Below are 14,732 nucleotides of genomic sequence, written 5' to 3'. Positions count from 1 at the left end.
AATGAAATTATTTGATGAAATGATTAAGAGCGATTACGAACAAGTGGTTTTTTGCCAAGATAATGTTTCTGGCCTCAAAGCCATTATTGCTATTCACGATACTACTCTCGGTCCAGCCCTTGGTGGATGCCGTATGTGGCCTTATGCTTCAGAAGAAGAAGCCCTGATCGATGCGTTGAGATTGGCCAAAGGGATGACTTATAAGAATGCAGCTGCTGGTTTAAACCTTGGTGGTGCAAAGACTGTCATTATCGGTGATCCCAAAACCGATAAAAGTGAAGCAATGTTTAGAGCTTTAGGCCGCTATATTGAAAGTTTGAATGGCCGTTATATCACCGCTGAAGATGTCGGAACTACGACTCAAGACATGAATCAAATTTATATGGAAACAAATTTTGTTACTGGTACGACTGATGCTAAAGGAGCTTCAGGTAATCCAAGTCCGGTGACGGCTTTAGGAGTTTACTATGCCCTCAAACGTACTGCTAAAGAGATTTTTGGCGATGATGACTTGAGAAATCGAACCATTTCGATTCAAGGAGCCGGAAATGTTGCCACAGGTTTAGCCAAGTATCTTAATGAAGATGGTGCTAAACTGATTGTCACTGATATCAATCAAGCAGCAGTCGATCATTTGGTTCACCAGTATAACGCTAAGGCGGTTGAACCAGATGAAATTTATGATGTTAAAGCTGATATCTTTGCACCATGTGCTTTGGGTGGCGTCTTGAACGATGATACGATTGCCCGTCTGAAAGTTAAGGCCATCTGTGGTAGCTCGAATAATCAATTATTAGATGTCAAACGCCATGGTCAAATGTTGAAAGACAGAAACATCTTATATGCCCCTGATTTTATTGCCAATGCTGGTGGCGTAATCAATGTTTCCGACGAATTGAAAGGTTACAATAAAGCTCGTGCTTTGGAAAAAGTTTCGATGATATATAATCAAATTGGTGAGGTCTTTGATATCGCCAAGAAGGAAAATATCACTACTGCTGAAGCTGCCGACCATTTAGCTGAAAATCGCATCAATGCGATTCTAAATGTGCGTGGTAATTTCTTACATACTGAAAAACATACGATCTTTGAATTAGTTTAAAAAATTATTTAACACAAAATTACCTCTGATTTGGAATGGAATCAGAGGTTTTTTTAGTTATCGTTAAAAAAATACGGCTATTTCTCTTTCAAAATTTGATTTTAAGTGTGTTAAAACTGATTAACAGCAATAATCCGCCGTTTTTCTATGGTATAATTTTCAGTAACAAGTCATTTAGGAGTTTTAGAATGAAGTACAATGAGAAACAGCAAAAAGAAATAGCAAAGTATGCAATCGACCATCAAAAGGATTACAAAGCTACGGGTGAAAAATACGATATTTCTTATCAGCAAGTAGCTGCTTGGGTGAGAAAGTACCAAAAGAATTCAACCGTGTCCACCCAAAAGAGCGTCAAATCAACTAAAACAACCAAAAAAAACGTTCAAAAGCAGGCGAATGCCCTAGATGTATTGAGTCGAAAAGATCCGGTACTCGAAGCACAATTGCTAGAAGTTAAGAAGAGACTAGGGTTAATTTAGTTGCAAAAACAATGGAAGTTTGACGATTTCTTTCAATCGTCGATAGCAGAAAATGCAGACGATAAATTTAAGATGAGTTAGATTACGACTCAACTTGAGTTTATTTTTTTTGCCCGCTGTCAGGCTTGAAATATTGTTAAACAAATTAAATGTTGTTAGATCAATAATAGCTGAATATTTTTAAGCAAAGCCTTTTTTTGTAAGCGCTACCCAATCTGTTGGAAAATTATTCTCAAGCTGTTCCCTGATTAAAGAATGGTCTATACATACCATGACTACCAAATTGTCGTGAGATAAATTAAAGAATAATGAGGCTTTCTTTAATGCAAAACATAGTGAAATTAATATTAATTGCGTCATTTCACGAGAAATAACTTTAGAAAATATGAGCTAGAAAGCACTTAACTCCATGATATGATTACCAAATCAATTTATGGGAGGGTGTTTTGTTTTAATGAGAAGGATGAGACCAATTTTAATATTGGCCAGTCTTTGGGTCTTGTTTTCAGCTTGTTTACCTACCACGATTAATGCTCAAACAACTGCAAATGAACCAATTACAGACGCTGGTCTAGATTCAATCGTTGATAAAAAAGACAACGCCGAGGTAATTATCACTTATCTTTTAGAAGATAAAAAAGAATTGCATCTCAAAACTGATCAAAAGGACGTGATTGATTCATCCAGCCTTGAAAAAGAGCTTGGTACCGAGAAGGTCAAAGAAAATTCCGAAAAAAATGAAATCAAATTGACTTTGGATGATCCAAATAAGGCCAGTTTCAAGATGAATGTCGATCATGAAAAACCGTTTTTGCTGACGGTAACAGATGCCAACGAACAAGAAATTTTTCATTATCAATTCAATCAACCTGAGAAATATGTCGAAACCGTTGATGACGATGATGAAATGGCTGAAGAATCAACTTGGACTAAGACTTCTAATCTCCGTGTCTCAAAAGGTCCCATTATCGAACATGAGGATGGGTCCAGTACACAACCAATTATTTATTTTGGTGATTACTTACAAGCCAGTCGCGAAAACGCAACTATTGCTAGTAGTTGGGGCGAACGAGGCAATTCGCGCCAAAATAGTTTGACTGCACCTAATAGTGGCATTATTTACGCTGAAGAAGGTAGTTCAGTTAAAGCGGGTCCAGATGCACCCAAGAATCATATTTACACGATCCATTATGGTGATTCTCAGAATAAAGACTATGGAACTGGTTTGTTAGAAGAAGAATTATTACCATATGGTGCACCAACCAGTTTTACTTCTAACAACCTGTTTAATTATGTCGTAAAAACTGATAATTCAGAGAAGCCCGGTACTTCAGGACCAAATAAGAATGGTAAGTCATATGCGATGTATGGTTTGCCTAATCTGTATTACCGTTTCAATCCGAGAACTGGGTTTGAAGAACAACGTTTAGTTTATAAACAAAAAGCCTTTTACGATGAGAAAAAGGGTCGAATCAATCCCGAAATTACCACCACCATTAAAATGTCATTTACCAAGACAGGTCGGGTGATAACTGATATTACTTATAAGAACACCGGCCAATTTCCATTCAAGGACTTCATTGGTTTTTCTAACCATGATTTGTCTTTAAATAAAGATGGTCAAGAATTGACGGATACTAATGGGAAAAAGATTGGTAATTATATCCCAATGCGCTCATTGTCTGATAATCGAGGCATGTATTTCCAATCGCCAAATAATGAAGTTCGAACGAGTTTTTATATGAATCAAGATGATGCACCAGCTGGTTGGTCAGCACGTTCAGCTGGTAAGTCGTTTGTTGCCAACAAAGGATATTTGTATAATCCCGGTCTTTTGGGAATAGTAGCCGCCCGTAGTGTGACTTACTATCCTTGGAAAAAAGGGAAAGCTCCATCTGGTAAATATTTCGATGATAACAAGCATCGTTATAATTTTCCTTGGACGCCCAAACATTATCCAAATGCTTTTAAAGATCGCAATGATACTGGCGATAAAGCTAATATGAGAGGTGCCGGAGGTCGACTTGGTACTAATTCTGAATCAGATCCCAATTGGGATGCTGGTTTGACAATGCGGACTAAGTCTAAAACCTTAGAAATCGGTGAATCCGTGCATATGCAGTATGGGACTTTAACCGATGTACCTGGTAGTACCTTTGACCCGGTCGTTGAGTATGATAACTTAGGAACCGAAGATAATCCTCAAGTGTTGGATTTAGGTACTCCTGAATTGAAACTCAAAGGACAATGGTACGACTTTGATAGTGAGGATGTTACGATTTACTATGCAATCGACAGTGATGCCGAAGAAGACATGATCAAGGGACTTTTCCATCACGGCACTCAGACGACAGCAGAAGCACAACGTGGTGATTTTCATAGTTTTGAAAAACCAGTCGATCTTTCGGGATTATCAAAGGGAAATCACAAAGTATACTTGGTGGCAATTGACAGTGATGGCAATGAGTCAGTAGTTTCAGAACATTATTTTAAATTAGTTAAAACGGCTGATAAGAATGGTGGGCCACTGATCGATGTCAATTCGCCAAGTAGTACTGAAGAATCCCCCTTTGCACCAATTGCGGACACGATCCACTTATCAGGGACTTGGTCAGATAAAAAGTCTAATAAGATAACTTCACTGTCTTATCAAGTTGATGAAGAACCAATCAATATCATTCAAACTGATATTAAAAATAAAAAACCTGGTAATTCAGTCAGCTGGCTGATACCAAGTATTAACATTTCTGAATATAATGATTTTGAGAAACATAAGGTTGTCGTGACCATTGTCAATGAAAAGGGTCAAAGCAGTTCTGATACATTTTATTTCCAACATATAGCAGGTCGTTTAAACTTGACCGCTCCTGAGACAATTGATTTTGGTAGCTTATCAGTCTCTCAAACTGCAGGTAACCCAGTAAGTCCTGATCTAAAAGGTGGTCGGATAATTTTAGACGATTTCAGGGCTCCCGGCTCAAATCCAGTCGCCGTAAGTTTAGCTATCAATACCTTTTACAAGTCAGATGACAAGCCCAATGTAGATGGTAATAATGGCGACGATGAAGATGATGATGGTGATAATGATGATGATTTCAGATTAGACAGAGAACAATTATTACACGATGTCTTTTGGGAAGGCCATCATGCTACCAGTAAAAATGTCTTGGTTGGAAGAACTAGTGGGCCAAAGAATGAACAATGGCAACAAAAGACTGACTTTACCAATGATATCGTAAAGAATCTCCAATTGAGTTTCCGTTCAAATAATAATGGTTCAACACCAGGCAAATATGTCAGTGACTGGACTTGGGAAGCAGTCGATTCAGTGCAATAAGCTCCATCTTAAAAATACGTAATTAAACTTTTGATCGTCTGAACACATTTTGTGCTCGGACGATTTTTTTTGTCGGATTATTTTTTAAGCCGAATTACATATGAATCTAATAAAATGCGACTGATGACTTGTAATGGTAAACGAGATCTGACTTCGTAATCGGGGAAATATGATGTTTGAGATTTATAACCAAGCAACACCATCTCGGAATACTTTGTAATTGAGCTACTTTCATTCGTTGTGATGGTGATAGTACTGACACCATTTTCAAAAGCATTTTTGGCTCCCTGGACTAATTCCTTCGTTTCGCCGTTTAGGGTGATGATGATTACTAAATCTTCACGTTTGATTCGTTTACTCATCGTGACGATGATATTCGGATCAGAACTCAAAACGCAATTTTTTCCTAAGAGTTGTAATTTGACGAGCATTTCCTGAGCAATAAATTCAGAAAAACCCCGTGCAAAAATATAAATGTTCTCTGCATTTTGAATTTTTTGAATTGCGTCTTCAATCGTACCGACATTTAAAGCCTGGAGAGTATTATCGACTTCATATTTGTTTTTTAGAACAGCTTTTTTGATGTCACGGTCAACTTTTTCAAGATTCTTATATTGTGAGTTGTCCTTGTTTTGAACTAATAGACTTTGCCGAAAGTCTGTATAGCCTGAGTAGCCCATTTTTTTAGTAGCTCTAACAATCGTTGCAGTGGAAACATTTGCTACTTCGCTTAGTTTGATGATGGACAGTTTGGGGATGTCACTGAGATTTTCCTGAATATAATTCCACAAATATTGTTCGGAAGAGCTTAACTTAGCTGTCAAATGACGGCCTCCTTTTTGTAAAACTTTTTCATAAATTTAGTTTTAATTTTATTTTATGTAAACATTTACATGATACCACGCGTTAACATGGAATTAAGCAAATGAAAAGGGGTTAACTAAATGATTTATACTTGTACCTTAAACCCAGCGATAGATTTATTTATTGAAACAAATGACTTGTTACCAGAGGTCGTCAATCGGACCAACAGTTATGATATTCAACCGAACGGAAAAGGGGTCAATGTTTCTTTCATTCTGAAATCTTTAGGAGTTAATAATACAGCTTGGGGCGTCGGTGGTGGATTTACGAGTGAATTCATCGAACAGTCGTTAAGAGATCGTGGTATTTCAACAGATTTTACCCATATCGATGGTATCTCCCGAATCAATGTTTTCACTCGAGTAGTCAATAGCGATACAGAATTCAAACAGGTTAACAGTGGGCCTGAAGTTAATGATGAGGCTGTGAAAGCTTTCTTAGAAAAAGTTTCACAATTGAAAACTGACGATAAGTTAGTAGTATCAGGAAGCTTTTCCAAAGGAATCGATCCTAAAATTATCGTTACCATCGCTCAGATGGCACATCAACAGCGTTTTGATTTGATCATTGATACCAGTTATTCCGAAGTTGTCGACGCAATTAAGTACCAACCATACTTGATCAAACCAAATGATGCGGAACTTTTGAGTTGGTTTGGACAGGATCAAACTGATGATATGAATGTTTTGATCAAAGATGCCCAAAAATTAGTTGATCGAGGGGTTAGTCAGGTATTAGTTTCCTTAGGAGCAAAGGGAGCTTTACTAGTTAATAAGCAGCAAGTGATTTTTGGTAATGCGCCTAAAATCAAAGTAGTTAATACAGCTTGTTCGGGCGATACAATGTTAGGAACTTTTTTAGCTGGAATTGAACAACAATTAGATGTTGACGATAACTTGAAACGAAGTATTGCTGCTGCCAGTTCCACTGCCGCTACAGCTGGGTTAACGGATTTTCATGATGTAAAAGACTTGTCAGGACAGATTAAAATTACTCATTTGGAGGGATGAAATATGACAAAGTATCAAATTATTGCTGCCACTGGGTGTCCAACCGGAATTGCACACACCTATATGGCACAAGAAGCGCTTGAAGAAGCAGCTAAAAAAATTGGTGTGTCAATTAAAGTTGAAACTCATGGACAATCAGGTGTTGAACACGCTTTTACTAAATCGGAAATCGAACAAGCCGATGGGGTTATCATAGCAGCAGATAAGGATGTTGATATTGATCGCTTCGATGGTAAGCGTTTAATAAACGTTTCGGTAACTAAAGGAATGAAGGAACCGGATGAATTGATTGAAAAAATCTTACATGATAAAAATGTTCCAGTTTATCATGCTTCTGGTAGTTCAACTACCAGCTCTAGTGAAGAATCAGAATTAACTGGATCGTTTTGGCATAAATTATATGTCTATTTAATGAACGGTGTTTCCCATATGTTGCCTTTAGTTGTTGCTGGTGGTGTACTCACTGCGGTTTCATTTTTCTGGGGAATTAATTCGGCAGATCCCAAAAGTGCAGAATATAATGCTATCGCCGCTTTATTGAATACTATTGGCGGTTTTGCAATGAATTTAATGGTTCCCGTACTTTGCGCCTATATTGCAGAGGCAATCGGTAAAAGAACTGGATTAGTTATTGGCTTTGTTACTGGTATGATTGCTTATACAAATGGTACTGGTTTCTTAGGTGGTATCGTCGGTGGATTCTTAGCTGGTTATATCGCAGTTCTTTTGACAAAGTTGTTCAAGACCTTGCCAAAGTCATTAGATGGATTGAAATCAATTTTTATTTTTCCAGTTTTGGGAGTTCTGATTTCTGGAACCATCATGTGGTATGTTTCAGTACCAATGAAAGATATCAATCAAGGTATGATGGCATTTCTAAAGAGTATGGAAAATTCCAGTCCCATCTTACTTGGTTTAATCGTTGGTATAATGTGTGCCGCTGATATGGGTGGCCCTATCAACAAAGCTGCCTATTTGACAGGTACTGCTTTGCTTGCTCAAGGTAATTATTATTTCATGGCAGGTGTCTCCGCAGCTTGTATCGCACCACCTTTAGCCACCGGTTTTGCAGTTCTTTTGAATAAGAAAGCTTATTCTGCGAAAGAACGTAGTGCAGGTTATGTTAACTTCTTACTTGGATCAACTCATATTACTGAAGGTGCTATTCCATTTGCAGCAAAAAATCCATTGTTAAATATTCCATCATTCATGATTGGATCGGCCATTGCAGCAATTTTATCTTATGTCACCAGAATTTCTGTACCAGCCCCACATGGTGGATTCATCGTTTTACCATTAGTTAATAAACCTTTCTTATGGGTCTTATGGATTGTTATTGGTGCTTTGGTATCTGGTTTCCTACTATCAATCATAGCGGGACGTCAAAGTCGCCACGATCAAGTTTTGGTAACTCCAGAAGGTGCAGTTGTCTCTGATTCCCAAGATTCAGAGGATAGTGATGATGCAGTTGAAGAACCTCAAAGTGAATTAAGTAACATTATTAATGACAATAATATTGCCTTAAATGTTCAAGCAAATACACGTGATGATTTATTGAAATATCTTGCAAATTTTGCTGAGAAATTAGGATATACAACTGATTCAAAAGCTGTTTATCAGAAATACTTAAAGCGTGAAGCAGAAAGTTCGACTGGTATGGAAAAAGGTATCGCAATTCCTCATGCACAAGATGGCTCGGTTGATAGATTGACGATGGGAATTGTCACTTTAAAACAGCCTCTTGACTGGGGAAACGGCAATCAGGTTCGAATCGTTTTAGCCTTGATCATGCCCGATCCTGAAAAGGATTATCAACATGTTTCGTACTTGTCGAGTATTGCCCGACTATTGTCGGACCCAAAATTTGTCCATACCCTGAAAAAGGCGGCTGATTCTGAGAGAATAGCTCAATTATTCTTAGACAAATCTCTCAGTGATAAAGCCTGATTGCTAAATTTTTGAGGATTATACTAGAGGGTGACGAATAAAAATGTTAATGGGAGTGGTTTTTTGCAGAGTCAATTAAGTGTTTTAACGGTCATGATCAGACTATTGATTTCTGTTTTGTTTTCAGGAATAATTGGGATCGACCGGGCCTACAAACATCGTCCAGCCGGATTGAGAACACATATTTTAGTTTGTTTGGGAGCTTGTATTATTGCGATGATTCAGCAAAATATCGGCTTCAATGCTTTAGAGATGGCACTGCATCATCCCGAATTAAAAGGAGTTTTGCGGGCTGATGATGCCAGATTAATTGCCCAAGTTGTCAGTGGAATCGGTTTTTTGGGTGCCGGAACTATAATCGTCGAGCACCATTCAATCAGAGGACTGACGACCGCGGCCAGTTTGTGGGTCGTTGCCTGTATCGGATTAGCAGTTGGTATGGGAGATTATTTGATAGCAGTTGCTGGATTTTTAGTCGTTTATGCGGTTCTAGGATTTTTAAAAAAAATTATTCGCATCAGTCCAGTGCGCAAACTGAAAGTCGAGTATCTTCATAAAATTGAATCGAAGAAATTCATCGACGATTATTTTCAGAAAAATAAAATTACTGTCGAAGGCGTCAGTTTCAGTGTCGAACGTTTGAATAATGAAAAAGTTTATACGAATGTTTATTCGATTGATTTTGGCAAAAGCTTAGACTACGTTGATATTGTTGAAGGTTTGTCGATGAACGAAAATATCATTAAAGTTGAAACAATCAACGTTTAAAAAAGACAGAGATTATTCGAATATGAATAATTTCTGTCTTTTTGTATCAGCTTATTAATATGAAAAAATTTAAATATTTAAATGGTTCAAATCAATTGAAATTTGTATAGACCTTTGTTATCTTGTGGTTATTGGGGGAATTAAATGATAAGAAAAGTACCAAGCGAAATCCTTATCGTCTTATTCTGTGGGATCATGTTTTTATCTTTTTATATTGGCATTTTTAAGATTCAAATCAATAACAATTTGCAAGAATTGAGAATTACCATGCTCGATCAATCAAGACAAAGAACAGTTTCGGAGTTTTCTAGAGAACGCAAGAATTATGATTATGTTTCATTTGAAAATTTGTACATCAATACCAGCTTGTATTATGGCGCAAAGATTTACCAATGGGGACACATAAAGAGGTTCGATCTTAATCACAAATATTTGTTGGTGGCGTTGGATGGAAATGACGAGTCGAGGATTGTCAAATTGAAATATGAACAATCCAAATTTGAACGTGGCGATGTTGATTTAAGAATAAACACACCCATTAAATTTTACGGCAATGTCAAAACGACAGAGCGATATATTAGTGAGAAAGGTCTAAAAACCTCTCGCCCGGTAATATCGGCTGACTTTATTCAGACTAAGATAAACGGAGGAGAGAAATTTGGAATTGTTTAGGGATATTTCAGATGATTATTTTGAATATTTAATGTATCAAGAATTAGTGGAATTGCGTAATGAGGAAAATCAGCTAATTAATCCTTTCGAAGACGAAGATGAGTTGTAAACAGGGTCAACAGTTTATCATTTGGGTAGCGCTTTTCTACCAACACGATTTAACTTAGATACCAAAAAAGCCTAGGACAATTGAGTTCTAGGCTTTTCTAATTCAAAGGATTCTTTTTGAAGAAATAGTAAAAATAAATGGCTTCCACTTTTAAACAAAGTGACATTAAACAAGAGAAATTATTTTTTATCTTTCAGATTCTTTTGATCTTTTGAAGATTTCTTATCGGCAGAATCTACGCGTTTTACGTTTTCTTTTACATCATCGGGAAGAGAGGCAAACTTATCAAATAAACTGCCAAAATTACTTTCACGTTTCACTGTTAGGCCCATCGGTACCAGCCCCTTTCAAGTTTCATTTTTAATTAACTATATTATAGAACCTAAGTGCACAAAAGGCAATTTTTAGTTAACTTTTTTAATTTTACCAGTAGCAATAGGCAAAGTCACATGAGCATCATAATTGCCAACTACGCCACCTACGGAAGCAGGTAGCTCAAGTGATTGAGGAACACCATGAACATAGACTACTCTCTTATCTAAGTCCAATTTGTCTGTTCCAAAAACTGACTTGAATTGAGATTGTAACTGATCCAAAGGAACGTCTTTTTCATAGGCAAAATGACCGTTCTCATCAGAGACGGGATAATTATCATTTGGAACATCGATTTTTTCTGGAGCATTGTCGAAAGGCACCATAGTTGTACCTGAGACCGCTTCAGTTTCTGGCAAATCGACTAAGCCGTCGTGATTTACGTCTTGACTCATTGTAGCAATTTGAGCATCTTGGCCATTCTGAAAACCATGGAAATGTTCCCAATGCTGGGTGTTCTTTGGTGTATCAAACATTTCGATCTTAATGTGCAAATTGTTCTCTTCAACAGTAAACTCAGCTGATCCGTGAGCACTGCTGCCGATAAACTCGGCGTTTAATGGTACGATCTCTGCGATATATTTTTGACTCATATGACGATACCTCCGATTGATTTTATTTAATTTAATTTTACAAAACCAATCATAAAGGGTGAAAAATAATTGTCAAACAATCAGCAATAATCTTTTTAGCAGACCATTCTAATGAAAGAAAAGTATAATAGAACATATGGTTGCATATAAGTTGACAATTAGTAAGAATAACTTATGATTAACAGAGTCTGAATTAAAAGGGAGGTTTATTGTTGGCGACTGAATATATAGAACATAAACTAAGCCTGCTGCCACCTCGTCCGGGTTGTTATCTAATGAAAGATATCAACTCTAAAATAATTTACGTTGGAAAAGCTAAAAATCTTAAGAATCGGGTTCGGTCTTATTTTAAGAGTTCTCATGAAGGTAAGACAGCACGACTAGTTTCGGAAATCCGTGACTTTGAGACGATCATTACTTCCAATGATAAAGAAGCCTTTTTGTTGGAAATAACTTTGATCCAGAAACATCAACCTTATTACAACATCAAACTAAAACGAGGGACCGGCTATCCTTATATAAAAATCACTAACGAGCGTGATCCTAAGATGGAGATCACCGGTTTGATCAAAAAAGATGGAGCCTATTATTTTGGACCTTATCCAAATGTTTGGGCTGCATCAAATACTCTAAATTTCTTACAAAAAGTCTATCCATTGCGTCGCTGTCAGGGACATTTAGGTAGACCTTGTTTGTATTACCATATGGGACAATGTTTAGGAGCTTGTTTCCAAACTGTTCCTCAAGAAAAATATGATAAACAAATTGAAAAAATCAAGAAGTTTCTAGGCGGCAATGTTGGTGAAATCAAGCATCAACTAGAACGGCGAATGGAAACAGCCTCAAAAAAAATGGAGTTCGAACGTGCAGCTGAATTGCGTGACCAGATCAAATATATCGAGACTACGGTTGAGAAACAAAAGATCATTTCTAATGATAGTACACCGCGAGATATCTTTAATTACTATGTCGAAAAAGGTTGGATTTCCATTCAAGTTTTCTTTATTCGACAAGCCCGTTTAATGAAACGAGAGAAGAAAGTTTTTGCCTGTATTAATACGCCAGAAGAAGAATTATCGACCTATATTTTGCAATTCTATAATCGCCGGAACCAAGTTTTACCAAAAGAGATCTTAGTTCCAGATAATTTGGATAAAAAGACGCTTTCTCAAGTTTTGAATATTCCTTTCCGAACACCGCAACGTGGTCAGAAAAAAGACTTGATGGATATGGCCGCAGAAAACTCAAAATTAGTTTTGCAAGAGAAATTCCGCTTGATGGAGTTAGATAATCGTCAAACTTATGGTGCCCAGAAGCAAATTTTTGAAGCTTTAGACTTGCCTTATGGTCATATTATTGAATCGTTTGACCATTCGCATATTCAAGGGACCAATCCCGTTTCTGCGATGGTAATGTTTAAAGATGGCCGTCCTGAAAAGAGTGGTTACCGGAAGTATAAAATCAAAGGTGAAGTTGAGCATCAATCGGGAGCAGATGAAGCTGCCAATACTCGAGAAGTGATCTATCGACGTTATTCACGTTTGCTGAAAGAAAAGTCGCCATTACCAGATTTAATTCTAATGGATGGTGGTATCATTGAATTGCGTGCTGTGATGGACGTTTTAGTCAATGAACTGGGAATCGATATACCTGTGGCCGGAATGGTCAAAGATGATCACCATAATACTTCACATTTGATCGTGGGAGAAGATGGTGTGGAAGTACCGCTCGACCGTAAGAGTCAAGGCTTTTACTTATTACAAAGAATTCAAGATGAAGTGCATCGCTTTGCTATTACTTTCCATCGTAAGACCAGAAGTAAGAATGCTTTGTCGTCACAATTGGATAATATTCAAGGCGTAGGGCCCAAGACTAGGACAAAATTATTAAAGAAATTTGGTTCTGTCAAGAAGATGAAAGAAGCTTCCATAGAGCAATTGACTGACTTAGGTATTCCTAAGACAACGGCTCAGACGATTAAAATTACGTTAGCAAGTACTGATTTTCACAAAAAGTATCACAAAGGATAGAGGGAGAGATTTAATGATCACATTAAAGTCAGAACGAGAGATTGAGGGAATGCGTGAATCCGGCAAGATTTTAGCTGGAGTTCATTTAGGTTTAAGAGATATCATCAAACCTGGTATTTCCGCCTATTCGATTGAAGAGTTCGCCAACGACTACATTGAAGCCCATGGAGCAACTCCTTCAGAAAAAGGGTTTGAAGGCTATAAATATGCTACTTGCGTTGATGTTAACGATGAAGTAGCTCACGGTACACCAAGAAAAGATCTGATTTTGCAAGAAGGCGATATCGTCAAAGTGGATATGACGGTGAACTATAAAGGCTATGAAAGTGATTCTTGCTGGAGTTATGCGGTCGGTTCAGTCAGTCAAGAAACTTCTGATTTGATGGAAGTAACCAAGAAGTCTTTGTACTTAGGAATTGCTCAAAGCGTTGAAGGTAAACGATTAGGCGATATTGGCTATGCAATTCAACATTACACCGAAGACGAGCATGGCTATGGTGATGTCCGTGATCTTTGTGGACACGGAATTGGACCTACGATGCACGAAGAACCAGACGTTTTGCACTATGGTGAACCTGGTAAAGGTTTGCGCTTGAAGAACGGGATGACCATCACTATTGAACCAATGATCAACGAAGGTACTTGGGAGATCGTCGATCGGTCACTTAAAGACCCTAACGATGACTGGATCTATTATGCCAGTGCTGATGGTTCATGGTCAGCTCAATATGAACATACTTTGGCCATCACTGAAAATGGTCCGCAGATTTTGACTTCCCAAGATGCCGCAGAAGATGAAAAATATTTAAAGTGGGCTCATGATTATCTAAAAGAACATAATCAATTGTAATAATTTCTTTACATTCGAATAAGTCTAATTGCAGACAGAAAAAAATGATTTGTTTTAAAATATAGATAGCAACAAAGTCTAGCTTTAAGAAAAGCGAGGTAGTTACTATGTTATCAGAAATTGATCGCGCAATTGAGTTAGTGAAAGATGATTCTATTACAGCCTCAGAAATTCAACGACTAACTGGAATTGACCAGAAACTGCTGAATGAGGCTAGGAAAGCTGGTAATGTTGCAACATTTGTCAATAACTTGAAGTACAACGAAGTTATTGATTTAGCCAACCTCTTTAATGACACCCAGATTGACTATATCAATCAAAATTTTGACAATGATTTTTATAAATTCGTTGTTAGAATGGGCGATTGGTTCGACGAATCGATCGGTATTCAAGAGGAGTATTATCATTCTGAAGAAGCGATGGAAGATGACTTGATGATCGCCACCGCTGTTCAAACTCTGAATGATATTTCGACTAAAGATAAATCAATTATGTTAGACCTTTATTTCAGTTATGCACGAGACGAACAGAATATGAAGTAAAACAGCATGATATTTTTTAAATTTAAATAAATTCTATACCCTCAAAGTTTTCTAACT

The 14,732-nt window shown here is 37.3% G+C and carries 14 protein-coding genes; 11 read left to right on the top strand and 3 right to left on the bottom strand.

Annotated features, from left to right (window positions below; translation table 11 throughout):
- Nucleotide 1: 1 nt before the first annotated feature.
- From ACG72T_RS04035 to ACG72T_RS04025, 3 genes are all read left to right on the top strand, one after another.
- A complete protein-coding gene (locus ACG72T_RS04035) occupies nt 2–1,102 on the top strand; it encodes a Glu/Leu/Phe/Val dehydrogenase dimerization domain-containing protein (RefSeq protein WP_395264788.1) in 1,101 nt (366 codons plus the stop codon).
- Nucleotides 1,103–1,290: 188 nt separating this feature from the next.
- Nucleotides 1,291–1,581 (top strand): helix-turn-helix domain-containing protein, encoded by a 291-nt coding sequence (locus ACG72T_RS04030; protein WP_395264787.1) that lies wholly within the window; start codon nt 1,291–1,293, stop codon nt 1,579–1,581.
- Between the two features lie 463 nt (nt 1,582–2,044).
- The gene (locus ACG72T_RS04025) at nt 2,045–4,918 is read left to right on the top strand and encodes a hypothetical protein (RefSeq protein ID WP_395264786.1); all 2,874 of its coding nucleotides are present in this window, start codon (nt 2,045–2,047) and stop codon (nt 4,916–4,918) included.
- 77 nt (nt 4,919–4,995) lie between these two features.
- On the opposite strand, the gene ACG72T_RS04020 is transcribed toward ACG72T_RS04025, so the two are convergent.
- Nucleotides 4,996–5,742 (bottom strand): MurR/RpiR family transcriptional regulator, encoded by a 747-nt coding sequence (locus tag ACG72T_RS04020; RefSeq protein ID WP_395264785.1) that lies wholly within the window; start codon nt 5,740–5,742, stop codon nt 4,996–4,998.
- Nucleotides 5,743–5,862: 120 nt separating this feature from the next.
- Between ACG72T_RS04020 and pfkB the strand changes: the two genes are divergently transcribed.
- From pfkB to ACG72T_RS03995, 5 genes are all read left to right on the top strand, one after another.
- Nucleotides 5,863–6,792 carry a 1-phosphofructokinase gene (pfkB, locus tag ACG72T_RS04015; protein WP_395264784.1) on the top strand — a complete coding sequence of 310 codons (930 nt, stop codon included), beginning with the start codon at nt 5,863–5,865 and terminating at the stop codon, nt 6,790–6,792.
- 3 nt (nt 6,793–6,795) lie between these two features.
- On the top strand, nt 6,796–8,739 hold the full coding sequence (locus tag ACG72T_RS04010) for a fructose-specific PTS transporter subunit EIIC (protein ID WP_395264783.1): 1,944 nt from the start codon (nt 6,796–6,798) through the stop codon (nt 8,737–8,739).
- Between the two features lie 63 nt (nt 8,740–8,802).
- Nucleotides 8,803–9,507 (top strand): MgtC/SapB family protein, encoded by a 705-nt coding sequence (locus ACG72T_RS04005; protein ID WP_395264782.1) that lies wholly within the window; start codon nt 8,803–8,805, stop codon nt 9,505–9,507.
- 144 nt (nt 9,508–9,651) lie between these two features.
- Nucleotides 9,652–10,179 (top strand): hypothetical protein, encoded by a 528-nt coding sequence (locus ACG72T_RS04000; RefSeq protein WP_395264781.1) that lies wholly within the window; start codon nt 9,652–9,654, stop codon nt 10,177–10,179.
- The gene (locus ACG72T_RS03995; RefSeq protein WP_395264780.1) at nt 10,166–10,288 is read left to right on the top strand and encodes a hypothetical protein; all 123 of its coding nucleotides are present in this window, start codon (nt 10,166–10,168) and stop codon (nt 10,286–10,288) included. The genes ACG72T_RS04000 and ACG72T_RS03995 overlap by 14 nt, the downstream gene beginning before the upstream one ends.
- 179 nt (nt 10,289–10,467) lie before the next feature.
- Here ACG72T_RS03995 and ACG72T_RS03990 read toward each other — a convergent pair whose 3' ends face one another.
- A complete protein-coding gene (locus tag ACG72T_RS03990) occupies nt 10,468–10,620 on the bottom strand; it encodes an SPJ_0845 family protein (RefSeq protein WP_164480478.1) in 153 nt (50 codons plus the stop codon).
- Between the two features lie 72 nt (nt 10,621–10,692).
- Nucleotides 10,693–11,253, bottom strand: coding sequence for a hypothetical protein (locus ACG72T_RS03985; protein WP_395264779.1), 561 nt, complete (start codon nt 11,251–11,253; stop codon nt 10,693–10,695).
- Nucleotides 11,254–11,465: 212 nt separating this feature from the next.
- Between ACG72T_RS03985 and uvrC the strand changes: the two genes are divergently transcribed.
- The 3 genes from uvrC (at nt 11,466) to ACG72T_RS03970 (ending at nt 14,675) form a co-directional block, all read left to right on the top strand.
- A complete protein-coding gene (gene uvrC, locus ACG72T_RS03980; protein WP_395264778.1) occupies nt 11,466–13,283 on the top strand; it encodes an excinuclease ABC subunit UvrC in 1,818 nt (605 codons plus the stop codon).
- A gap of 13 nt (nt 13,284–13,296) precedes the next feature.
- Nucleotides 13,297–14,133, top strand: coding sequence for a type I methionyl aminopeptidase (map, locus tag ACG72T_RS03975; RefSeq protein WP_395264777.1), 837 nt, complete (start codon nt 13,297–13,299; stop codon nt 14,131–14,133).
- A gap of 107 nt (nt 14,134–14,240) precedes the next feature.
- Nucleotides 14,241–14,675: a hypothetical protein gene (locus ACG72T_RS03970; RefSeq protein ID WP_395264776.1), complete on the top strand. Its 435-nt coding sequence runs from the start codon at nt 14,241–14,243 to the stop codon at nt 14,673–14,675.
- Nucleotides 14,676–14,732: the final 57 nt, after the last annotated feature.

Source organism: Companilactobacillus sp. FL22-1 (assembly GCF_043951805.1).
Classification (GTDB): domain Bacteria; phylum Bacillota; class Bacilli; order Lactobacillales; family Lactobacillaceae; genus Companilactobacillus.
The sequence above is the reverse complement of the archived record's forward strand: the minus strand, read 5'-3'. Positions and strand labels throughout refer to the sequence as shown.